The sequence below is a fragment of the Calothrix sp. CCY 0018 genome (assembly GCF_963920925.1).
Lineage (GTDB): Bacteria > Cyanobacteriota > Cyanobacteriia > Cyanobacteriales > Nostocaceae > Rivularia.
Window position 1 is genome coordinate 1 of the sequence record NZ_CAWUDI010000039.1, and the last position, 24139, is coordinate 24139.

A 24139-nucleotide genomic window follows, 5' to 3' on the forward strand; every position below is an offset into this window, starting at 1 on the left:
TTCCCTCCCAGCTTTAAAAAGACTGGGTTTCCCACGTACCGAGATTTTCTTATGAGCTATTGCCTAAATCCCCATTGCCAAAAACCGCAAAATCAAAAGAATGCTCAAGTTTGCTCAACCTGCGAAACTCAATTGCTATTAAAACAACGCTATCGTGCCATCAAAACAATCGGGCAAGGTGGTTTTGGCAGAACTTTATTAGCTGTAGATGAAAGCAAACCTTTAAAGCCACTTTGTGTCATCAAACAATTACAGATTCTAAAACGTGCTAACGTCGGTGTAGCTAGACCAGATCGTACCCCACTATATCTCGGTTTTGTTGGGAATATTTGTAAAAAAGTGCGGAATTTTATTTTTTCGATCTGGATCTCCCTCAAACAATTTATTCTTAAAATACAAGGTACTAACAAGGCTGAAAAAGCTACTGAATTATTTGAACAGGAAGCTTTAAGATTAAATGATTTAGGCAAACACAATCAAATTCCACAATTATTAGGCTACCTAACTCAAGAAAAAAGTCAATATTTAGTACAAAAATATATTGATGGACATAATTTAGCACAAATATTAGCAAAACAAGGCACTTTTAAAGAACAGCAGATTTGGGAACTATTAAATAGTTTATTACCCGTACTCGAATTTATTCATAGTCATGACGTTATCCACAGAAATATTAAACCAGAAAATATCATCCTCAGTAAAGATGGAAAGCTATTCTTAGTAAACTTTAGTGTTGCTAATGTTGTTATGGATACGGCAATATTGAAAACGGTAACTAATATCGGTAATTCCGAATTTTTTGCACCGGAACAAAATAGAGGTAAAGCGATTTACATTAAGTGCGTAACAGCTTATGAGTTACTGTCTAAATCCGCATTGTCAAAAACCCCAAAATAAAAAAAATGATAACTTTTGCGTGACTTGCGGTACTCAATTGCTCTTAAAACAACGTTATCGCGCAATCAAACCAATTGGGCAAGGTGGTTTTGGCAGAACTTTACTGGCTGTTGATGAAAGCAAACCTCTGAAACCAGTTTGCGTTATCAAACAGTTTCTTGTGCAATCACAAGTTACTGGTAATACTCAAAAAGCTGCTGAATTATTTGAACAGGAAGCCTCAAGACTTGGTAATTTAGGCAAACATAATCAAATACCTTGTTTGTTAGATTATCTAATTCAAGAAAAACATCAATATTTAGTACAGGAATATATTGATGGATATGATTTAGCGCAAATATTAAAAGAACAAGGCACTTTTAAAGAAGCGCAGATTTGGGAATTATTAAATAGTTTATTACCCGTACTCGAATTTATTCACGCTCGTGACGTTATCCACAGAGATATTAAACCAGAAAATATTATCCGCAGTCGAGATGGAAAGCTATTTTTAGTAGACTTTGGTGCTGCAAAACTTGTTACAGGAACCGCAATATTACAAACCGGAACTAGCATTGGAACTCCGGAATTTGTTGCACCAGAACAATCGAGGGGTAAAGCTAATTACAGCAGCGATTTATATAGTTTGGGAACAACCTGTATTTATTTATTAACTAGAGTTTCCCCGTTTGAATTATTTGATGTTTACGAATATACCTGGGTATGGCGACAGTATTTAGTTGATAATCCTGTTAGCGATAAACTTGGGAATATTTTAGACAAACTTATTGAAAATGCTACAAGTCGCCGCTATCAATCGGTAACTGAAGTATTAAAAGATATTAATTTTAATAATAACCAGTTGGCAATGACATCTTTTGCAGAAAGTACTGAGAAAGAACTAGTTGCTGCTGAACGTAATCGATATTCACGTTATACAGATACTAAAAAAACCGTAAATATTTCAACTCTTAAGCAATTTAGAGATTTAAAATATAATGATTCAAATTATAGTTGGAAATGTATTGACACGCTGTATAGTTACTCTTCTCCGATAAATTCTATGGCTATTAGCCCAGATGGGAGAATTCTTGTTAGTGGCAGCGATTACTACTATCCGATAAAACTATGGAACATCAAGACTAATACATTACTTGGGACTTTTGCCTGTAACTACTCAATTAATACCGTTGCTATTAGCCCCGATGGGTTAATTATTGCCGCTGGTGATTCGGCAAACAATATCCAACTTTGGCATGTAACTTCGCTTAGTAAAATCGGTGTTCTTAAAGAATATACAAGTTTTTTGGCTGGGGTTAATTGTTTGAGTTTTAGTCCCGACAGTAAGTATCTTGCCAGTGCTGGTAGCGATGAAACAGTAAGATTGTGGAATGTAAGTACGGGAGAAGAAATTCGTACTTTCAAAGGTCATAAACAATCGGTTAGCAGTGTTTCTATCAGTCCAAATGGACAAATTCTTGCTAGCGGTAGTGCTGACAGAACAGTTATAATTTGGAATTTAAGTACAGGACAAATACTCCATAAATTACATCATTATGGTATGTTTTCCGGGGTTAATTCAGTTGCTTTTAGCCCGGATGGAAACATGATTGCTACTGGTAACGACGATGATACTATCAAGTTTTGGAAAGCAAGTACCGGAGAAGAAATTTATTCCCTTCAACATCATAACGGCGGCGTTCGGAGCGTTACTTTTAGTTTAAATGGTGAGATGATTGCTAGTAGTAGTGCACGAACTATCAAGCTATGGAATCTGAATACACAACAAGAAATATGCACTTTAACCGGACATTCAGCTAAAGTTAATTCCCTTGTTTTTAGCCCCGATGGACAAACTTTATTTAGCGGTAGCGAGGATACTACTATTAAAGTTTGGCGATGTGAATAAATTATTGTAAATATTTTCGTAATAATTTGAATAATCCGGGGAATACTTAGTATATATTTCCTCAATGATTCCTAGTATGAGCTATCCAGCTTAGGAATTTAAGTAACGGGCAACAAGTTTGTATTTTTAACGCTAATTTCTCAGGTGTTAAATGCATTACCTTTAGTCCAAATGGTGAGATTATTGCTAGTAGTAGCTATGATAACGACATCAAATTATGGAACATGAATACAGAACAAGAAATATGTACTTTAAAAGGACATTCAGCTAAAGTTAATTCCCTCGCTTTTAGCCCCAATGGGCAAACTTTATATAGCGCTAGTGACGATAAGACGATTAAAATTTGGCGATATGAATGATTTTATATACTCCTCAATCTCCCCACGAAAGCCACTCTCGCGCAGCTTTTTCCGCAGCTTCGGGAGTATAGTAAAGTTTCCTTTCACCGAAAACTTCTCCACCAGAACTTATTATTCTAAATTGCCATTCCATTACTTCAGTGTGAAAAACCAATAATGTCAGACTTTCAAAACCAACAACTAGATGAACGGTTGTTTTGTTCATAATAAGGAAATGGGAATTTGGCAAGATATTGCAATTCTTTCACTTACAGACTTTTTATACACCCCAGCACAAAAATTATCAAGTTATTTCTATACTTTGTATCAATTATCAATTACCAATTACCAATTACCAATCTTTTCCCTGATAACTGTTCATTGATAATTGATTATTGAATTTCCTTCACATTTTCCATAACCTGCTTGTATAGCTGCTGGTTATTTTGTTCTTGAAAAATCTCTGCTGCTCGCTGTAAGTCTGCTAAACCAGCATCTTTATCTCCTAACTCAACGCGAGTATTTCCTCGGTTATTATAAGCAGCACCAAAGTTGGGATTGAGGCGAATGGCTTCGTCGTAATCGGAAACCGCACCCTCTTTGTCTCCTTGAGCGGCGCGAGCATTTCCGCGATTGTTATAAGCAACTGCGTAGTTAGAATTGAGGCGAATGGCTTCCGTGTAATCCGCTATTGCTTCGTTTCTATTTCCATCTGCGGCGCGAGCATTTCCACGATTATTATATGCTTCAGCGTAATTGGGATTTAATTCAATAGCTCGATCGTAGTCTTTGATTGCACCGCTTGCATCACCTTGAGCGGCACGAGCATTACCACGATTATTGTAAGCTTGGGCATTATCGGGACTAATGCGTAATGCTTGATTATAGTCGGCGATCGCACCTTGTCTGTCTCCGGTGTCAAACTGTACCAATCCACGCCCGTTAAAAGCTTCAACGTATTCAGGATCGAGACTTAAGGCTTTTGTATATGAGGCGATCGCACCTTGAGTATCACCCTGAATGTGCTTATACTGCCCCTGAGCGTAAAATTCCTTTGCAGTGGATGGATTAGCTGCTGGGCTTGCTACAGGGCTAACTCCGATTTCAGTCACCAATACGTCTTTATCGTTGCTGCAAGAAACAGTTACAGTTGCGATAAATCCACTCAACAAGGCTACACTAAATGGTTTGGAAACTCCTGTCAAATTTTGCTTAAACAACCACTGTTTCATAATTCACTTTTTATCAATACACCCACAATTTTGACATTCCTCCACCAATAAATTCATTTTTCTTAACTTTTTATAGATAGTAGCTCCTTTCGAGCTATATTGACTATTTTTGCATGGTTCGAGAGCCAAATTTGTTTACATTTTACCTTTTATTCAACACTATCTTCTTGTTTAGAAATCAATCTAATCGTGTTAGTTTTTGATACATCTACAGCAAGTTGCTGTAGGTTATCCCCTAAGTTCTTTTGAATATCCTTAGTTAGGGTAATATCAAAATCTAAATCTATATTTTTAGTTTCAATCAACCGTACCAGTTCGGAAAATGGCACTTTAGTTGTTGTGCGTTCGTAGCTATTAAGTTTAAAATGCGGGGTTTCAGATAAATCTTGAGCCTGCATTGCCAGTTTTATCCGTTCTTGCAAATGCTCAAACTCGGATTTTAATAATTTCCACTGTTGTTCTAATTCAACATATTTTGCACCAAGCAAACTTAAATCTTCTCTTGCAGCATTAAAGTTTGTATTTTGAGTTATTTCTAACAAACGCGAATGAACTTGAGCAAGAATAATGCAGTCAAGATAAGCATATTCGATTTGTTCTTCACTTAAAGGTCGAATTCCCCAATCGCTGCTTTGTTGCTGCTTGTCAATATTTTGAAAATGACAAAGTTCTATTGCTAAAGTTTTTAATTGATAGTTAGGTAGAGGTAAAATATAGTAAGGAATTTGTTTCGCCATTTCTAAAGTACAGGTGAAATTTTTAGCTTTCTTTTTACCCAAAAACCTTAAATCGTACTTGGCATTATGAAACACTTTCTCTATAGAAGAATTTATCATGATTTGGTCTATAAACTCGGCAACAATTTCTGGTTGTTCGAGTACATCCAAAATATAGATACTTTCTCCGGTTAAATCCGTACCATCATCCAAAACTTGAATCAGCGATAGTTTAGGATTGCGAGTATCGTAATCGGCAACTTCTGTATCTAGCCAAAGAGTTTTTGTATTATTTTTAATATACTTAACAATCAGAGAACGAATTTGATCTGCGGATTTTAGGTAAGGCATTGAGCAATATTCCCTAACAAAAATTGGGCAAAAGTAACCAGGTTACAATTTCCCAACTTAACATTTTGTATGTAATTTATTTGTAGTGCCGTATCTGTTTACTCTCAGCAATTAGTATAAATTTATTTTTGATGAATCAACCTATACAAAAATTTTGGCTTTAACGAAGAATTGTAAAATAGGTAGCTAAGTATATTATTTCTTAAAATTATCTAAATACTTTTATTAACCAATGCCCAATCCCCTATTCCCAAAATCTAAGAATTACGAATCGAATCCGACTGAGCTAAATTTCTAGCTTCTTTCTCCATCATTTTTATATCTGATGGAGTCCAGAAACGAGGCGTTTGACAATGATGAGCTATTAATAAACCCCATAAACCCTTACCAGTTAAAATAGGTGTAACTAAATTAGCGCGAACCTGCAAACTACGTAAAAAATCGCGGTGACAATCAGCAATAGGTTCTGACTCGATATCCGGAATTGCTCGTATTCTTCCCTGTAAATACAATTCGGCATAACCATCATTAAAACAGTCATCGGGGCCAGTAGAACCAAGAATAGACCATTTATCCGAACTCAAAGACTCAAAAGTGACTTGCCCATCCCACTGAGAATAAAAGTGATACAAAACGACGCGATCGACATCAAATGTATCTCGCAGACGGGATGTAGTTTCCGTAATTAAACTATCCCGTTTTATTGTTTCCGTTAACCGATTAAGTAGCTTTTTTAGACCACTGTCAAAACTTGGATTAGAATTCTCTGTCACCTTTCCAATATTACAGTTGAGTAATAATTATCTTCAATAATGTTATGTTATCAACCACATTATTAAATCAGTTTTTAGCTAATATTCTTTTAATCTTAGAAATTTATCTAATAAAAGGGGAATTGGGAATAAGGCATTGGGCATTGGTAATTGATAACTCCTAACTCCTAACTCCTAACTAATTCCCCCCATCTCCCCATCTCCCCATCCCACTCCCTCCGAGGTAATAGAATAAACAAGGAACGTTGCATCTATACTCCAGATGGGTACTTACTTATGAAAACTTCTGAAATCCGCTTTTTGATGTGTGCCCCGGAACATTATGATGTCGATTATGTGATTAATCCTTGGATGGAAGGAAATATTCACAAGTCATCTCAAGAGCGTGCAGTGCAACAGTGGCAAAAACTGCATAATGTACTTAAACAACACGCAATTGTTAATTTGGTAAAACCCCATAAAGGTGTTCCCGATATGGTTTTTACCGCTAATGCTGGTTTGGTTTTGGATGATAATGTGGTTTTGAGTCGCTTTTTACATAAAGAGCGTCAAAAAGAGGAGCCTTATTTCAAAGCATGGTTTGAAGAAAATGGCTTTAATGTTTATGAATTGCCCAAAGATTTACCTTTTGAAGGTGCGGGTGATGCACTTTTAGATCGAGAAGGGCGCTGGTTATGGGCTGGTTACGGTTTTCGCTCGGAGTTAGATTCTCATCCTTATCTGGCAAAATGGTTGGATATTGAGGTATTATCTTTACGGCTAACCGACGAACGTTTTTATCATCTCGATACTTGCTTTTGCCCTTTAGCTAACGGCTATTTACTTTACTATCCCGGCGCTTTTGACTCTTATTCCAACCGCTTGATTGAAATGCGTGTCGTACCAGAAAAGCGCATTGCTATAGAAGAAGCCGATGCTGTGAATTTCGCTTGCAATACAGTGAATGTGGAAAGCATTGTGGTAATGAATAAAGCTTCCGATTCGCTGAAGAAACGTTTGGCGAAAGTTGCTTTCGAGGTGATTGAAACTCCACTAACCGAATTTTTGAAAGCGGGTGGTGCGGCAAAATGCTTAACATTGCGAGTAAACGAACCCGTATTAGAAGATGTACACGCTATTTCTCAGGTAGAAAGTAAAGTTGTCCGTATGGAAGGACATTTACTCGATTCCGGTTTGATTAACCGCGCTTTGGATTTAATTATAGACAATGGTGGAAGTTTCAAAGTCCAAAATTTCCTTTTGGGGGAACAGCGTCAAAGTACTTCTGCTGCTGAGGTGAAAGTTTCCGCACCTTCTCACGAAGTTATGGAAAGCATCGTATCTCATCTAATTGACTTGGGTGCGATGAACTTACCCGAAGACGAACGAGATGCTAAACTCGAACTCGTGATTCAAAATGGAGTCGCACCAGATGACTTTTACGTTAGTACCATTTATCCTACCGAAGTTCGCATCGATGGCGCATGGGTAAAAGTGGATGCCCAACGTATGGATGGCGCGATCGCAATTACCGAAACTCCCGAAGGTATTAATGCTCGGTGTAAAATACTCCGCGATTTACAAGCAGGAGAAAAGGTAATTGTTGACGTACAAGGTATCCGCACCATTCGCAAACCAGAATCGCGAGAAAAACGCAACACCGAAGAATTCAGCTTTATGTCATCTGGAGTTTCGAGCGAACGTCGCGTAGAATTAATTGTCGAACAAGTTGCCTGGGAATTGCGTAAAATCCGCGATACGGGCGGTAAAGTTATTGTCACGGCGGGGCCAGTTGTAATACATACTGGTGGTGCCCAACATTTATCACAGTTGGTCAGAGAAGGTTACGTACAGGCATTGCTGGGTGGAAACGCGATCGCAGTTCATGACATCGAGCAATCAATCATGGGAACATCTTTGGGTGTAGACATGAAGCGAGGTGTTTCAGTACGCGGGGGACACCGCCATCACCTCAAAGCCATCAACAGCGTTCGTCGTCACGGAAGCATTGCCAAAGCCGTACAGGCAGGAATGATTCAAAAAGGCGTGATGTACGAATGCGTAAAAAATAACATACCCTTCGCCCTTGCAGGTTCCATTCGAGATGATGGCCCCCTACCCGATACTCAAATGGATTTAATCAAAGCACAGGAAGAATACGCGGAATTACTTAAAGGAGCAGATATGATATTGATGCTCTCAACCATGCTGCATTCCATAGGAGTAGGTAACATGACACCTGCGGGAGTCAAAATGGTATGCGTCGATATCAATCCAGCCGTAGTAACAAAATTAAGCGATCGAGGTTCCGTAGAATCAGTTGGTGTAGTTACAGATGTAGGATTATTCCTCAGCTTGTTAGTACAGCAACTAGATAAATTAACAAGCCCCTATACCGTACAAGCTGGTTAATCATTTTAACTAATGTAGAGACGCGAAACCCTTGCGTTTTTTAGATCCCCCTAAATCCCCCGCTTGGGGGACTTAACCCCCCTTTTTTAAGGGGGGAAGGGGGGATAATCCGAGAATTGCCCTAAAAACGATACTTCTTAAACATCCTCTAAGAAAAAGGAAGACTTAACCCCCCTTTTTTAAGGGGGGAAGGGGGGATAATCCGAGAATTGCCCTAAAAACGATACTTCTTAAACATCCTCTAAGAAAAAAACTAACGCGCTTCCCTATTCCCTGCCGAAAGAAAATGTTGGCACGGGTACTTATTGATAAACTGCCAGAAAATTAAAAGCTTGAAATGGATATTCCATTGATTTGACAAATCGTTCGTAACTAAGTGGTTCATTTTGTGCAAGCCAGTCTTTAATTAAAAACAAAGAATAACCATGAGCATGGAAGAAGTCGTAAATCTCAGATTGAGAAACATTATGAGCTTTTAAACCAGATTGAGCGCATTCAAAAAGAATAGCTGGATGACAGCGCTTCAACGTACTCTCACCACCTTTTAGTGCTGCTAATTCACCCCCTTCTACATCAATCTTGATAAATCCTATAGATAAATCAGGTGGAACAATTTCATCTAATCTGACACAATTTATTTTGATAATCTTAACATTTTGCTTGCCATTGGTAAAACCATGAAGCTGTAATCCGCTGTAACCAGAACGATGAGACTGCAAATAAAAGTCTACTTCACCATTAATCTCACCCAAGGCAGCTTGGATTATTTCTACATTTTGAAACTTACGCTTTAACCAATTATATTTGTAGGGAATGGGTTCAATCGCAATATGTTTACCATGAGGTGAGAGTTTTTCGATCAGATTAAGTACCGAACCCAAATGAGCTCCAATATCAATGCAATTCATTGAACTATTGATAATTTTAGTCATCGCCAATTCAGATCGGGCAGACTCGACATAAAGCTCTTGTAGTTCGGGATATTTTCTACGTTTTAAACTTCTCGTAAAATCGCGCAACTTAACAGCAGGCTTTTCTAAAGGGGTGCCAATTAGCTGATGAACAAGGTATTCTTTCATTTGCATAGTTAAAGCCTAAATCTATTTTTTTATACGGTAGCAAATTAATCATTAATAAATTATTAAACTTATGGTGGTGACGATTGAATTCCGCTTAGCTTAAGTCTAAATGGCTGCTAATAAAATAGTTCGTCTGCTCCTAGTTTTATTCTATGATGCGTTGGAGTCGCAAAAATCAATGCCATAATTTATTCTTATGACATAGGCGTAAGCGCCAATCCTAATAGATAATTATAGTTATTAACTGTAGATCAAATCGAAACTCATAACTTCAAATAAAAATCTCAGAAACCACCGTTCAGAACAGCTTTCATTAAATGCAACTAACAATCCACAATAAGCAACTACAAATCAACCCCGTAAGTTTTATTGCCGATTTTCTCCTAACAGGAATGGTTATTGGGCCAATTGTCGCTCCTTTCCTGGCTGCATCTGGGTTGCCAATTTTACCAACTATTGCAAACATCATTTACTTTATGGGTCATCATGTTTGCCCGCAACCTCAGATGGGACTTGAGTTAGCACCACCCGCCCTTATGGCTGTATGTATGCGCTGTTACGGAACCGTAATGGGTTTATTTACTACTCGGTTACTGTATATTACTGATAAAGGAAAAGCTTTTTACTGGCTGCATCAATACGGTTGGAATGGTGCGGCGTTTTCAACTGTATTAATGATGGCTTATCCCTTGGAAATGGCAGCACAAATTTTGGGTTGGTGGAGTTTTCACAATTTGATAGTCGCACCGTTTGGGTTAATTACGGGTTTGGCTTGGGGATTATTCACAATGCCGATTTTACACGCTCCGCAAAAAGCGAAATCTTCCATTCAAATATAAAACTGATTAAACGTTAATCAATTGTTCCACCAAAGCGTTGACATAGACATGGTGATTGTACCGTTCATGTACCAGCCGATAACCTTTTTCAGCTAAAGCTTCTCTATGTTTAGAACTTTTTAACAGACTGTTAATTGCTTGACGTAAACCGTCAGAATCACCGGGATTTACGCCCCATACCGCTTTTGCATCGATTAATTCTTGAATAATTCCTGAAGAGCGAGTAATGATGACTGGCTTTCGACAAGCAAGCGCTTCAAACAAAGTAGATAAACCGGCTTGAAAATTGTTTTTATAAAGGATAATTGCAACAATGTCAGCATCGCTGTAAAGCTGCACTAAAGAATTCCAATCATAGTAGTCATAAGACATATTTGCAGGAATAACCTTGGGGAAAGTCTGCGAATTTACACTTTGAACTGGAGACGCAGCAGAAATTTTCACATCGACATCGAGAGATTTAGTTGCTCGTGCAAGAGTTCGATAATCCCGTTGTTCCAAACCTCCACTCACAATTAATGGACGCGATTTATGTAGTGAAGCGGGTTTTGCCATGAAGAAGGATATATCTGTAGGCTGATAAGGAAATAGACAGATGCGGTTTTCGGATAAATCTAGATAATTACGCAGAAAATCGGCTTGTTGTGGACTTGCTGTCATGAATAGATCGACACGTTTTCCGATCTCAAACAACTTCAAAGCTAAACGTCCTTGCGGTCTATTAAGATTATGGATAAATAAAACTACTTTCGGTCCCTTTTCTCTTCCTCCGCAAAGTGCAGCAATCGGTAAACCTACTTGTTCATCGGTACAAAATATTACGTCATTCTTTGTAAGAGTACTAGATACTTTATATGCTAAAGCCCAGTATTGATACAGTTCGAGAATTTTTGCAGGCACTAAATGTATTAGTGAAAAATCTTGGCTTGGTTGATTGATTTTTGCCTTTAATAGCCGACTAACGTCCAACATTGTATGGGCGGGGCATTTACCAATCTGAGCATCTCGATTGATATCTTCCAAATCAACACAAGTGCTGAGAGCTAAATGATATGCCATTATAGATTTTCTATTCTTTTCAAGAATTTATTATATCATTTTTATACTTTTGTCCGTTATTTAACAAAAAATGATTTTATACAATAAACTAATAATCATCTAAAGAAAGTCCTGTTGATATTTTACCCTGGTAGATGAATGTCCGATGTTAAATATATTTGAAAAACTTTCTTTTATTCAAAAGAAAGTCTTGTATTAATCAAAAATATTTGGTTCTTTAGTACTTGGTATGCTAAGCAGCATACAAAAAATACTGAAACCTTTGCTAGACAATCATTTAAACAGCTATTAACCAGATTTTAACACTCTTTTTTCTCCTGTTCCCTGTTGCCTATTGCCTGTACCGCTTTTTTCGACTATTTCATTAGCATCCCTTTGTACGGAAGAACCAAATATTAGAAAATTACTTAGTAATATTTTGATGCAATTCTACTACTCGATTGTTTTGGTTATTAGTATCAAGTTTTTGCTGAGGATTTAATGTTTCGTAAAAAATCTCAATAATTCTATCTACTTTAGAATCCCAATCAAAGTAGTTGGTACGTACTCGTTTGGGACCAGCTTCTCCCATTTGACGACGCAATTCGGGTGACTCAGCAAGTTTAATCATTGCTTCTGAAAATCCATTCACAAAAGCTTCTATAGAAGTTGGTTCTACCCAAATACCGCAATCGGGATGTAGAGTATTTGCAGGGCCAGCCCATTTTGTTGCAATGACAGGTAATCCTAAAGCCATCGCTTCTAAAACTGCATTACCACCAGCTTCACGTAAGGAAGGCATTACAAATACATCGCATTCGCAAAGCAATTTAGATGCTTGTTCGCGTTTGATCCAGCCGTGAAAATTAACGTTATTTTCTAAACCTAAATCGGCAACTTTATTTTCTAAATCTTGCTGTAATTCTCCGTCTCCAACTAACTCTAAAATACCGTTTGTTTTTTCAGCAACTTCTTTAAAAGCATCAATTAAAAACTGAATTCCTTTCCAGTCAACAAAACGACCTAAATAAACGAAACGAACTGGTTTTGAGGAATTAATCTCTTGGGTTTCTCTTGGTTGCCAAATATCTAAATCAACTCCACACTCAATGACTTGATAAATTTTCCCCTTACATCCAGTTGGTAAAGCTTTTTTAGTGAGAGAATTAGCGACAATTAATGTTTCCGCTTTTAATTTACCCGGTACAATTCTATGTAAGATGTTAGAAAATAACCTTCCTAAAGTTATCGATACAGTAGCAAATTTAGAATCCATATAGCGAAAAGCTGGAGGGAAATCAACGCCACCTGCCAAAGGACCTAGTACTACTGGTACGCCCAAATTGTACATAAAATTTAGTCCTTTAGGGCTAATTGGTGAAGGCTGAAATACAATGTCAACATCTTGGTTTTTAATCAGTTCTTTTACAATTTTTTTAGCTTTGATTTGAGTAATCCAATGCACCATTTGCAAAAATATTAAGTCTTCAATTCTATAGTGAAATAATTTGCCGAGCCGCCAAATAAGTTTTTGTAACCAATTGTCTTTAATGAAATAAAAATTATTAAAATCTTCGTCGTTAGGAAACTCTAACCGAAGTTCGTCTTTAACCCTTTCGTGACAAACTATCTGAGCTTCAACTCCACGTTCTTGAAATAGATGAAAGTAATAAAGGTTTTTGCCAGATTCACCACCCATACGGCGAGATACATTTTCTGCGACTAATACTACTCGCAGTGGTTTTCGCTTGTTTTGTAATTGTGCCATTGTCATAATGTATTACCTTTAAATAAACTGACAAATGCGTGCTTTTATCGCAATAAATTAGATAATGCTTAGTTTAAATTTTAATGATTTTTTTTTAGATGGAGTTTAACCTATATTAAGAATTAATACTTAAGTAAATCGCCATCAAAAAATATACCTATGTAACAATAATGCTTTTAAGCCTCATTTCCTTATTTCTACTGCCCTACGGGTTGCGCCACTTGCTTATACAGTTAAGTATTTATTTGAATAGGGAATCCAAAACCCAAAGAATATCTGATATATAAAAACAACGCCAAGATTGCTAAATAAAGGATGGTTGTTTGAATATCTTGGGCAATACAAGAAAGTTTTTCCTGCCAAAGTCCATATAAATTGACAAAGTATAAAGGTAAATCGCTAATGGCTATGACGATTATTGCGCCAATTAAACCAAAGCTATAGTAAGCTAAAGGTAATCCTAACCCAATCATCACAAACCGAGCTAAATTACTCTGAGCTAAATACAAAGGTTTGCCAATTGCTAATAAAGCAGGACTAATTGTATAAAATAACAAGGAAAACCAAATACCAGCCGATAGAATCGGCATCATCCATGTTGCTTGGGTATATCTTTCATCGTAAAGCGTACCGATAACTAAATCGCCTACAGTTACTAAAGTTGCTAACACTACAGCACAACCTATTAGTAAGAATCTACGCTGACTAATAATTTTGGCTCTAAGGGTTTCTCGGGGAAGTTCGGTTTGATTAGAAATCGTAGGAAAAATGACTTTATAGCTAAGTTGTTTGATAACTTGACGGGGTAAATTAGCCAAGGTATAAGCTATTGTATAAACCCCTAACATTTGGAAAGAAAGTAACTTAGCCAAAATTAAGCGATCGCTTTGTTCGGATGCAAACATTAAGGCTGATGACATAAACATCCATTTACCAAAAGAGAGAATCTCTTTAACTGCATCCTTATCCCAAGCAAAACGATTTCGATATCCGGGTATTAAAAAATGGCTCCCGAACATTTTATATATAGCCCCAATTGCAACTCCAAATGCTAAAGCCCAAATACTCGGACTAAACCAAGCCCAGGCTATTAAGCATACTAAAGTAAATACCTGTACGCTCAATTCAAATAAAGTTGATTTACCTAAATCCATCCGACGCATTAAGGTTAAAATACTAACCGAACTAAACCCATCGAACACCGAAGATAAACCGACAATTGGTATCAACCAAAGCAAACGTTCTTCTTCGTAAAATGAAGCAACTGGCAATGTCAAAATCAGACAAAACAACCAAATTATCCAACCACGAATTATTTGTAACGTCCAAGCAGTATTTAAAAAAGCTGTCTCATCCCCACGTTTGCTATTAACAATACTTTGAGAAATACCGATATCAGAAAATAACTCTATACCTATTCTCAACGTATTGACAACAGCCATCAAACCAAAAAATTCTGGAACTAATAAGCGAGTCAAAATCAAATTGCCACCGAAGCGAACAACCTGACTCATTCCATAACCTGCAATCGTCCAGATTGCACCCTGGTAAGCACGCTTTTTTAATGATGTCATAAATGTATAAAATACCCGTGCAAATCTAATGAATGAAGCTGAATTATTTAACCAAGGTAGTCAATGTCGCATTTTTATTGTTGCCATTCAGGCAATATCGCGAATCAAATTTTACTTTCTTCATACAACCATCGAATTAAAGCTTCTAACTAATGCGAAAAATAGTCAAGGAAACACTACTCTAATTTTTATATAAATAAAACTGAAACCACTAATCTATTGATTATTAGGGTTAATATATCGGCATCAAAATACAACGGTTACATATAGCGATAAATTATTAACAATTTTACTCAAAATCTATGCAAGCAATTATGTATTTATTCACTCTGAGCTACTTAACTATATTTACATAATCTTTAAACATTTGAAACAATCATATAATATTTTTTCAAAGTAAAATCAATCATTATACTTAGATTATAAATTTTTGATGTATTAAAAAAGGTTTTTTCAAAGTTATTGTAAAGATTCTTGCTAATTAGACACAGTTATAGCTGTAATTATGGATGAATTAATCGAAAAGCCATTGATCAAATTAAGTCGTAAAGTCAAGTTGGGGAAGGAAGAGGCTGTTAAAATATGAAATTACTGATTACAGGAGCATCTGGTTTCTTAGGAAAATATGTAGTTGCCGAAGCATTACGATGCGGGTATCAAGTACGTGCGGCAATAAGACATACTAGCAATGAAAAACGTCTATCTTGGCGCAATTCTGATAATTTAGAATTAATACGCATAAATTTAACCCAATCGGTTGGATTTGAAGATGCTTTAAAAGATATAGATGCTGTAGTGCATTTAGCCGCAGCCAAACAGGGTAACTACGACACGCAGTATGCAAATACCGTTATCGCTACCGAAAATTTATTAAGAGCAATGCTAGAGTTAAATGTCAAGCGGTTAGTAGCCATAAGTACGTTTAGCGTCTTCGATTACTTGCATATACCCAATGGCGGAATTATCAATGAAGATTCACCCATTGAAAGTCAGCCTTTAGATAGAGACGTTTATGCCCAAACCAAACTGATTCAAGAAAGTCTGTTTCGAGATTTTGAACAGAAAAATCGGGGAGAAGTCACTATTCTCCGTCCGGGGATAGTTTACGGAAGAAACAATTTATGGAATGCTCATTTAGGCGTAAATCTAAAAAACCGTTTGTGGATTCGCATCGGTGGAAACGCTCAGCTTCCCCTTACTTATGTAGAAAATTGTGCGACAGCAATAGTTAACGCTTGTGTCAGGTTTGAAGCGATCGGTAAGACTTTGAATATTGTCGATAATGATTTACCTTCCTCAAAAGTTTATGCCGATAAAATTATAAAACTTTTACCGCGTCAGCCTTCCACAATTGGCATAGATTGGACTGCAATGCGCTTGTTATCTCGTAGCGCTTGGTTATTTAACAACGTATTGCTGTTCGGAAAAATGAAACTACCCGGTATCTTAGTACCAGCAAAATTAGAAGCCCGCTTCAAACCATTTCGCTACAGCAATGAAAACGCCCAGCAAATATTAGATTGGCAACCCTTATACTCTTTAGATCAAGCTTTAAAACGTAGCTGTAGCGATGTGGATTTACTTTCAGATGCAGCGAATAAGACGGGTGTTGCATCTTAGTGAGAGATGGGGAGATGGGGTGATGGGGAGATGGGGAAGGTTAAAGAATTAACTCCTAACTCCTCACTCTTTCAATCTAAAATCTAAAACAAAAGCATCCGTTGTCAAAATCTAAAATCTAAAATCCAAAATTCCGATATGCGTATTGCTTATTTAACCGGAGAATACCCCAGAGCTACAGATACTTTTATTCAACGTGAAGTTGCCGCTCTTCGACTACAAGGTGCTGAAATACACACATTTTCCGTGCGTCCGACTGGCGAAGAACATATGGTAGGAGAAGAACAAAAACAAGAACGAAATCAAACTTTTTATATTCTTCCTCCAAAACCTGTTAAATTAGCGCGTTCGCATTTTAATTTATTTATAGGTTCGCCAAAAAGATATTTTCAGGCACTTAAATTAGCGTGGTCAACTAGAATACATGGATTGCGCGGAAATCTCTATCAATTATTCTATTTTTTAGAAGCTGGTATTCTCGCTCAAGAAATCAAACAAAGAAAAATCCCGCATTTACACAACCATTTCGGAGATTCTAGCTGTAGCGTTGCGATGTTAGCAGCAGAGTTAGGAGGTTTTAGTTATAGCTTCACCTTACACGGTCCGTATATTTTCTTTCAGCCGTATCATTGGAGACTAGATGAAAAAATAAACAGAGCCTTATTTATAAGTTGTATTAGTAACTATTGTCGCAGTCAGGGAATGATATTTTCATCCATAGAAAAATGGAACAAAATGCATATAGTTCACTGCGGTATCGACCCGGCATTATTTAAACTTGTATCTCACCAAGGACAAGGGAAACGGTTGATATATATCGCTAGACTAACTGTTGTTAAAGGTTTACCGATACTTTTAGAAAGTTTAGTTTCTTTAAAACAACACCATCCAGATGTGATTTTAACAGTAATTGGTGACGGTAGCGATCGCACTTATTTAGAGCAAATGACTGCCGATTTAGGTTTGAGTGACAATGTAAAATTTGTAGGCTATAAATCACAAGCAGAAGTACGTAAATACTTTGAAGAAGCGGATGTATTTGTTTCATCCAGCTTTGCCGAAGGAGTACCTGTAGTTTTAATGGAAGCAATGGCAGCAGGAGTACCTGTAGTTGCCCCACAAATTGCCGGAATCAGCGAATTAGTAGAAGATGGCGTTAGCGGTTATATAGTACCTCCTGGCGACACAGTTTCGTTAACCCAAAGCATCGAAAAACTACTCAACGATGCCGAATTAAGAACTAAATTCGGTACCGCAGGAAGAAACAAAGTAGAGAAAGAATTTAATATAAATCTCGAAGCTGAAAAACTCTATCAAGTCATGAGTAAAGCAATAAACAATGAACAATTATCAGTTAACAATGAACAATTAGCAATAAATGATGAACAATTGATAACTGATAACTGATAATTGTCTTCTACTTAGCCCAATCCATAGGCTCCATAGGTTCAAAAGAAGTTGTCATCCTATAGGCAGAACCCGTTTCTAAGGAGTTTTGGATTGCTAAAACAAGTTCGTTATTATGCAGGGAAAATTTTGATGAGAGTCTACAAGGACGGTTTTCTATGATTGCATCAGCCATTTCTGCAACACCCCGACAGAAATCCATTTGCTGTGCCCCTCTATATCCAAATTTAGGCGCTTTCTTGACTAAAGGATAGTTTTGCTTCCAAATACCTTCGAGTCTTTTACGTCCTATAGTAATACTTCGCCGAATATAAACGGGTGTTCCATAATACCAGCAATCTTCAATGCCAAGGATACCGCCATCGCCAATAATTTTTAAAGAATGGTCGTGAGGAGCAACGATACTACAGGTTAATCTGGCAACTACACCAGAAGCAAATTTAATACAAGCTACTGAAAAATCTGGAGCATCGACATCCAAGGCTATATTAGTATGTTTATCTGGAACTACACAGGATGAAAAAGCAGAAACAGTCTCCGCAGGACCAAAGAAAGCAGTAAGCCAGTTTACATAGTAGCCTGCGTGTTCTAACGTACAGCCGACTTCAAATTCATCTTTGTAAGGCCAAGGCGTACCGGATTCGCTCAACCACTTTTCATAGGGCATTTGATGGACTAACCCATCATCCATTTCGGCATAGACTAAGCGGACTTTTCCGACTTTATCTTCTCGCAATGCTTTCCATACCGTTTGTGCGGTTTCGCTTAACAAGCTGCATGGTGCCGAGGAAAGGTACAAACCCTTCGATGAAGCAATATCTACAAGCTCAGACGCTTGAGTCATTTCCATCGCAAAAGGTTTTTCAGAATAAACGTGTTTACCAGCTTGCAAACAAGCTTTAGAAACCTCGTAATGACTGCGGGGGTTAGTTAAATTTAATACTATATCGACCGTATTATCCTCAAGAATATCGGCGAGGGAATCATAAACGCGATCGACATTATGATATTCGGCGAACTTCAAGGCGCGATCGCCAATTTTATCCATTACCCCCACAAGTTTTAATTGCGGATGCATCTCCGTAGTTTTCAGGTAATAATCAGCAACAAAACCGCAACCAACAATAGCAATAGATTTGTAGGATAAATTATTTTTCTTACCATTTCGGTTAGCTGAAGATGTTGAATCTTTAAAAAATAATAAATCTGGCTTTCTAACTAAGTTAGAAATCTTAAACACATTTTTTAGCAGCATAGACTTTTTTTTCTTTTCTTTTTTCTGACTAAATACTATTTACTGTTTTGTTCCGGTTTGATTCTCGATCCTGATAGGCAACAGGTAACAAAGGGTGGGAGAAAACGGAATGTTTTTCACTACTTGCTACTTAATCCTTAACTCCTAACTCCCAACTCCTAACTAACTGACGCACTTTTATATTCGACAATGGTGCGCTTCTTTCCTAATAATCGAGATAGATGAAACTTAATCTGACCTATAAGTCCGGGAAATTTATCTAACACACAAAACAAACTATAGAGCAATGCATCTGAGGAAGTAATTTCTTTTGTTTTTACATATTTATAAACGCGAAAGAATAATAAACTATAAGCTAAGAAAAGCAGGATTATACTTATCCCCTTAGTTACCCAGGCGCTAGCAATTGCTAAAAATGGTAATATTAAACCCCAAACCCAAATTCTGCGACTTTCTCTCACCCAGTGCTTTTCCGGAGGTCGTCCGTGCATAAAAGCACCTTCAGCATAAGCATGACCGTTACGAATCGAACGCTTCCACCACTGTTTAAGATGCATAATTTGGGCATCGTGTAAAGTCATTTCAGCATCTATACGCATAATTTTGCCGCCAGCTTGACGCAACCGCACGCATAATTCCGGTTCTTCTCCAGCAATTAAAGTAGGATTAAACCCTCCAACCTGCTTCAAAGCAGAAACACGCATCATCGCATCACCACCGCAAGCTTTAGCTTCACCCACAGGAGTATCCCATTCGATATCGCATAAGCGATTGTAAATAGAGTTTGCAGGAAATTCTTCGCGTCTTCTACCGCAAACTACGACAACTTCGGGTTCAGCATTCAATATAGTGGTTGCTTTTTCTAACCATCCCTTTGCTACTAAACAGTCTCCATCAACAAATTGAACGAAATCAACTTTGTGTTCCACTTCTAATAGATATTCAAAACCCGCATTTCTCGCACGGGCAGCAGTAAAAGGAACCGATAAATCTAGCTCAACAACATTTACACCCAAGCTTATAGCTAATTCTACACTTCCATCGGTAGAACCAGAATCAACATAAACAACGGTTTTGCTTTCACCAATTACTGATAATAAACACTCTTTGAGACGTTTTCCTTCATTTCTTCCGATTACAACTACCCCAATTGAATTCATCGAAATTCTCTCCTGCAATCTATTTATTAAATCAATTTAAAGAATAATTGAAAAGGATTATAAGTTAAAGACAGCGATCGTACCGTCTCTGTGTTATTTAAAAATCAAGTGTCAGCTTTCCAAGGTTTGTAAGCAGCGTAAGACTTTTCTAGTAATAATTTTCGTTCTATATAAAACTTGCTATCGGGAAACAGTTCGCGCATCCGATTTCTTGAAAGCACTCTTGTACCCCTAACCATCTCCGTCCAAACTGGTAATTCCTTCTCCCATGATTTTTGTAAGTTATGCCGATCTAAATAGTTGCTATTTACCTGAAACAAAATAGCTAATACCTATAGTGACTATATTTACGCTTTGATTTTGCACTTTTGAAGGCTTTATCCGGAGTTTTATTAGGAAAATGTTTTGGCACTATCTGGGGAACAGAAAGAACAGTCGCCACGAATAAAACCCAATAAATGTTAGCCAAACGCAAGAGATAACTTTCCATAATGTTATTCATACCCAGGAACAAAAGAAAAGCGAGCGGCCAAATTTCTTCAGGACTTTTTGCAGCATAAGCTCTTTTCAATGCTTTAATGAAAGCGTTGATAAAACAAAATAAAAATAATCCTAAGCCGATTAAACCCACATCCAGGGCAAAGTCGAGATAGCCATTATGACCGTGAGGTGCAACAAATCGATGTGAAAGGGTACCGCCAACAATTGCCGGATACCCTGTACCTGGTGCCCAAAATGCTCCACGACCATAACCTAGAAAGGGCTTGTCCGTAATAAACTTAATTATCATATCCCACATTAGCGTTCTTCCTGTTAGAGTCGGGTCTTTTCCCATACTTCCTAAAAGTGCTGTCCAGTTAGTTAAAACAAAAGTCCCAACAATTCCTACAACTAATACTGTTAAGTCTAAGTAGATAACAGATATTTTTCCTTGCCAGCGAAAAGCGCGATAAAAAATCAACATTACAGCCAGCAAAAAACAAACAACAATTGCTGTTTTAGAAGTAGAAAGTACGATTACCGATAAAGGCAAACAAAGCCCCAACCATTTTAAAAATTTTCTTTTAGGATTATCTACAGGTAGCAGAAAAAATGCTAACGAACCAATTAGCATCATGCTACCTAAAGTATTTTTATAATCGTAAATTCCTTTCCAAGAGCCGGGATGATCGGCTCCGTGTTTACCAATCGAAGGAAATCCCAAAGCGAAAATTAAACTAAATACAGAGCCTATACCAAAAGTCCAAGCAACTAATCTTACCTGTTCTTTTAAGCTATAGCGCGAAGCAAAATACAGTGCGAATGTAGTCATTTGCCATACTTCGCGTCCCCCAAGAAGAGTGTAACTTGGTAAATTCGACCAAATGTACGATAGCAAAATTAATGCTACTAATATCCATAGCACTAAATCTCTGGAAGCTACCGCTAAAGTGTTTCTCCACCGAAGTAAAAGTAAAACAGTTGAACCGAACCAAATCAAATATCTAATTAAAGTAACAATATATGTGGGAATCAGTCCTGGAGTTGGTGGAATCGAACCTTGATTTCCTCCTAACAATAGTCCTCCAGTAAAAAAGGTTAAAGCTAAAACACTAAAAATTTTTTCGACTGGTTCTATATTTTTTAAATTCATTTTTATTAGCTAGACAATAGAGGGAGAAGAATTATAAAAATGATTTGGGGGTTTTAAACATTTGCAGAATCTCGTTTAGTCCGAACCCATGTTTTCTGACGTTTAACCAAAAACTGGAAATAAAGCGGAATTTTCCACAAAATATAAAAAGGAATTGACAACATCTGTAAAAAAGGTAAATCGGAACGTCCGAATTTAGCCCAAGCAAATAATATCGCTAGCAAAAGTAAGCTTCCCGCTAAACTTAAAACAATGGCTGGAGTCCATATTCCTAATAAGAATCCCGTCACAAATGAAAAAGTTGTTGCTCCCAACCAAGCAATTACAAGTAAAGATAATGGCGGTATGCACAAATCTAAAGCACTGACAAATAAATCGAATCGTTTTTGTTTCAGCGCTGCTTTTAATAACAGGGGAACGTAAGTTAATAAAGTTTCTAAATGTCCATGCTCCCATCTCGTTCTTTGTCCTTTAGCCGCTTGCATCTCTTGCGGTAAATATCCAGTCACATTTGACTGAGGGCAAAACATCGGTGGATAACCAGCTATGCTCAAATCGAAACCCAACTTCATATCTTCAACAATATGGCTGTTTGCTATATCTACTGAATTAATTACTTTCCAAGGAAAAGCCATTCCCGTTCCAGTTAATAAACAAGCTTGTCCTAATCGACTTAACCCATAAGGACGAACCAAATTTTTCACCTTGAACGCAAATGCTGATACCGATGCTTTAGGGCTAGAATTGTTGGATTTCGCCATTAAATAAGTCGCTTGTACCGGCCTAACCGCAGACGCTGCTTTATAGATTAATTGCTCGATCGCACCTTGAGAAACCTTACAGTCTGCATCAACAAAAACTACTACATCGGGTGGTTCGGACTTGAGATAATTCAAGCCATAATCGAGAGCATAACCTTTACCTCTAAGATTGGGTTCGCGACGCTCGATAACTTGAACTCCATTAGAGCGAGCAATTTCTGCGGTTGCATCGGTACAATTATCCGCAACCACTACTATATTCTGCGAATTATTTAACTTTGCTTTTAAATCATTTAGCGTCGAATCAATCACAACTTCTTCGTTGTGAGCGGGAATTAAAATTTTGAATTTGATTTTTTTAGCTTGCTCTGACTGCTTGCTCGTACCTTTGGTAACAGGTAACAGTCCAGCAATAGTTTCAATAAAAAGTATGCTGCATATAATCAATAATCCACCAGCAATAACTAATAAAATACTATTAAGGCACCCAGTTATCATTATTTAGATCCTCCGACTTTTTTTACTTTCCAATCATTTGAGTTCGAGTAGCTGATTTATGAGACTTGACAAAAGTGAGAATAAGCGCAGGTATAGCCATTGTGGTTAAATTGCTAAATTTTTATTCACCTTTTTAAGCAACAGATTTTTATCTCAGGATTTTGATTAGTTCTAAGGATTAACTGAGTCTTTTCCCGTGAAGCCGTTTTGTAATTGAGCAGATACTTGACTAAATTTTTCAGAATTAATAATAGACGCGGGTATACCCACTGCGGTTGTTCCTGCGGGTACATCCTTTAAAACAACAGCATTGGCTCCAATATTTGCTCCATCTCCAATTGAAACGTCGCCAAAAATTTTCGCTCCCGCTCCTACATTTATCCTTTTCCCCAACTTCGGGGCATCAAAAGGACGCTCTAAATAGCGATTTCCTAAAGTTACACCCTGACGAATAATCGAATCATCGCCAATCGTACAGTATCCATGAACTACAATCCCACTTTGATGTTCAATAACTACCCGTCGCCCTAATTTAACCGTGTATGGTATTTCAATTCCGTAAGTATTACGCACCTTATGATACATCATTTTATACAAAAGACTCAAGGGCGATCGTAAAAGTTTGGGCTTAATTTTCATCCGCCAAACTCCAAAGCGATGAACTGCAACGGCTCTAAATCCCGGTCTTGTCCAATCTCTTCCGTGAGCAATCCAGTCTTCCTTTAACTGCTCCCACAAACTCAAATCATTAGTTAGCGCGGTTTGCTTATTTGTTATTTCGTCTAGGTGCGCATTCATAGTTCAATTTCAATTATTGATCGGGTATTAGTGGTACGTTTCATTAGTTTTAAGAAGCTTCGTAGTCAGGAAAGGGCGATCCATCCTTTACTACAATCTCATCAAGATTAATCAAACAGACCA

Annotated in this window: 21 protein-coding genes and 2 pseudogenes; 9 read left to right on the plus strand and 14 right to left on the minus strand. The window is 37.4% G+C overall.

The window, feature by feature from the left end; all coding sequences use genetic code 11:
- Positions 1–51: 51 nt before the first annotated feature.
- From ACM03V_RS24770 to ACM03V_RS24790, 5 genes and pseudogenes are all read left to right on the plus strand, one after another.
- Positions 52–243: pseudogene (locus ACM03V_RS24770) on the plus strand (4-Cys prefix domain-containing protein); the annotation flags it as partial.
- Between the two features lie 12 nt (positions 244–255).
- The gene (locus tag ACM03V_RS24775; RefSeq protein WP_414623521.1) at positions 256–897 is read left to right on the plus strand and encodes a protein kinase domain-containing protein; all 642 of its coding nucleotides are present in this window, start codon (positions 256–258) and stop codon (positions 895–897) included.
- Positions 854–2785, plus strand: coding sequence for a protein kinase domain-containing protein (locus ACM03V_RS24780; RefSeq protein ID WP_414623464.1), 1932 nt, complete (start codon positions 854–856; stop codon positions 2783–2785). The genes ACM03V_RS24775 and ACM03V_RS24780 overlap by 44 nt, the downstream gene beginning before the upstream one ends.
- Positions 2786–2907: 122 nt before the next feature.
- Positions 2908–2997: pseudogene (locus ACM03V_RS24785) on the plus strand (hypothetical protein); the annotation flags it as partial.
- Positions 2998–3009: 12 nt separating this feature from the next.
- The gene (locus tag ACM03V_RS24790; protein ID WP_414623465.1) at positions 3010–3144 is read left to right on the plus strand and encodes a WD40 repeat domain-containing protein; all 135 of its coding nucleotides are present in this window, start codon (positions 3010–3012) and stop codon (positions 3142–3144) included.
- Between the two features lie 13 nt (positions 3145–3157).
- Here ACM03V_RS24790 and ACM03V_RS24795 read toward each other — a convergent pair whose 3' ends face one another.
- From ACM03V_RS24795 to ACM03V_RS24810, 4 genes are all read right to left on the minus strand, one after another.
- On the minus strand, positions 3158–3349 hold the full coding sequence (locus ACM03V_RS24795) for a hypothetical protein (protein WP_414623466.1): 192 nt from the start codon (positions 3347–3349) through the stop codon (positions 3158–3160).
- Between the two features lie 166 nt (positions 3350–3515).
- Positions 3516–4355 carry a tetratricopeptide repeat protein gene (locus tag ACM03V_RS24800; protein ID WP_414623467.1) on the minus strand — a complete coding sequence of 280 codons (840 nt, stop codon included), beginning with the start codon at positions 4353–4355 and terminating at the stop codon, positions 3516–3518.
- Positions 4356–4504: 149 nt separating this feature from the next.
- Positions 4505–5422, minus strand: coding sequence for a ribonuclease D (locus ACM03V_RS24805; protein ID WP_414623468.1), 918 nt, complete (start codon positions 5420–5422; stop codon positions 4505–4507).
- A gap of 257 nt (positions 5423–5679) precedes the next feature.
- The gene (locus ACM03V_RS24810; protein ID WP_414623469.1) at positions 5680–6195 is read right to left on the minus strand and encodes a GAF domain-containing protein; all 516 of its coding nucleotides are present in this window, start codon (positions 6193–6195) and stop codon (positions 5680–5682) included.
- A gap of 276 nt (positions 6196–6471) precedes the next feature.
- Here ACM03V_RS24810 and ACM03V_RS24815 point away from each other — a divergent pair, with 276 nt between their 5' ends.
- Positions 6472–8586 (plus strand): TIGR00300 family protein, encoded by a 2115-nt coding sequence (locus tag ACM03V_RS24815; RefSeq protein ID WP_414623470.1) that lies wholly within the window; start codon positions 6472–6474, stop codon positions 8584–8586.
- A gap of 302 nt (positions 8587–8888) precedes the next feature.
- On the opposite strand, the gene ACM03V_RS24820 is transcribed toward ACM03V_RS24815, so the two are convergent.
- Positions 8889–9665 carry an FkbM family methyltransferase gene (locus ACM03V_RS24820; RefSeq protein WP_414623471.1) on the minus strand — a complete coding sequence of 259 codons (777 nt, stop codon included), beginning with the start codon at positions 9663–9665 and terminating at the stop codon, positions 8889–8891.
- Positions 9666–9982: 317 nt separating this feature from the next.
- Between ACM03V_RS24820 and ACM03V_RS24825 the strand changes: the two genes are divergently transcribed.
- Complete coding sequence (locus ACM03V_RS24825; protein WP_414623472.1) at positions 9983–10504, plus strand: DUF2085 domain-containing protein; 522 nt, start codon at positions 9983–9985, stop codon at positions 10502–10504.
- Positions 10505–10510: 6 nt separating this feature from the next.
- Here ACM03V_RS24825 and ACM03V_RS24830 read toward each other — a convergent pair whose 3' ends face one another.
- The 3 genes from ACM03V_RS24830 to ACM03V_RS24840 all read right to left on the minus strand — a co-directional run bounded on the left by ACM03V_RS24830 (position 10511) and on the right by ACM03V_RS24840 (position 14884).
- Complete coding sequence (locus ACM03V_RS24830) at positions 10511–11563, minus strand: glycosyltransferase (protein WP_414623473.1); 1053 nt, start codon at positions 11561–11563, stop codon at positions 10511–10513.
- Positions 11564–11966: 403 nt separating this feature from the next.
- Entirely contained in the window at positions 11967–13316 is a 1350-nt protein-coding gene (locus ACM03V_RS24835) for a glycosyltransferase family 4 protein (RefSeq protein ID WP_414623474.1), read from the minus strand.
- Between the two features lie 227 nt (positions 13317–13543).
- The gene (locus tag ACM03V_RS24840; RefSeq protein WP_414623475.1) at positions 13544–14884 is read right to left on the minus strand and encodes an oligosaccharide flippase family protein; all 1341 of its coding nucleotides are present in this window, start codon (positions 14882–14884) and stop codon (positions 13544–13546) included.
- 582 nt (positions 14885–15466) lie between these two features.
- Here ACM03V_RS24840 and ACM03V_RS24845 point away from each other — a divergent pair.
- Together ACM03V_RS24845 and ACM03V_RS24850 are read left to right on the plus strand one after the other, a co-directional pair.
- A complete protein-coding gene (locus ACM03V_RS24845) occupies positions 15467–16504 on the plus strand; it encodes an NAD-dependent epimerase/dehydratase family protein (protein ID WP_414623476.1) in 1038 nt (345 codons plus the stop codon).
- A gap of 138 nt (positions 16505–16642) precedes the next feature.
- The gene (locus ACM03V_RS24850; RefSeq protein ID WP_414623477.1) at positions 16643–17911 is read left to right on the plus strand and encodes a glycosyltransferase; all 1269 of its coding nucleotides are present in this window, start codon (positions 16643–16645) and stop codon (positions 17909–17911) included.
- A gap of 10 nt (positions 17912–17921) precedes the next feature.
- On the opposite strand, the gene ACM03V_RS24855 is transcribed toward ACM03V_RS24850, so the two are convergent.
- The 6 genes from ACM03V_RS24855 to ACM03V_RS24880 form a co-directional block, all read right to left on the minus strand.
- Complete coding sequence (locus ACM03V_RS24855) at positions 17922–19166, minus strand: Gfo/Idh/MocA family protein (protein WP_414623478.1); 1245 nt, start codon at positions 19164–19166, stop codon at positions 17922–17924.
- A gap of 158 nt (positions 19167–19324) precedes the next feature.
- Positions 19325–20326, minus strand: a complete 1002-nt coding sequence (locus ACM03V_RS24860) for a glycosyltransferase family 2 protein (RefSeq protein ID WP_414623479.1) — start codon at positions 20324–20326, stop codon at positions 19325–19327.
- Between the two features lie 104 nt (positions 20327–20430).
- On the minus strand, positions 20431–20646 hold the full coding sequence (locus ACM03V_RS24865; RefSeq protein WP_414623480.1) for a hypothetical protein: 216 nt from the start codon (positions 20644–20646) through the stop codon (positions 20431–20433).
- A gap of 5 nt (positions 20647–20651) precedes the next feature.
- Entirely contained in the window at positions 20652–21959 is a 1308-nt protein-coding gene (locus tag ACM03V_RS24870; RefSeq protein WP_414623481.1) for an O-antigen ligase family protein, read from the minus strand.
- Between the two features lie 53 nt (positions 21960–22012).
- A complete protein-coding gene (locus tag ACM03V_RS24875; protein WP_414623482.1) occupies positions 22013–23218 on the minus strand; it encodes a glycosyltransferase family 2 protein in 1206 nt (401 codons plus the stop codon).
- A 171-nt stretch (positions 23219–23389) separates the two neighbouring features.
- On the minus strand, positions 23390–24016 hold the full coding sequence (locus tag ACM03V_RS24880) for a serine O-acetyltransferase (protein ID WP_414623483.1): 627 nt from the start codon (positions 24014–24016) through the stop codon (positions 23390–23392).
- Positions 24017–24139 lie beyond the last annotated feature (123 nt).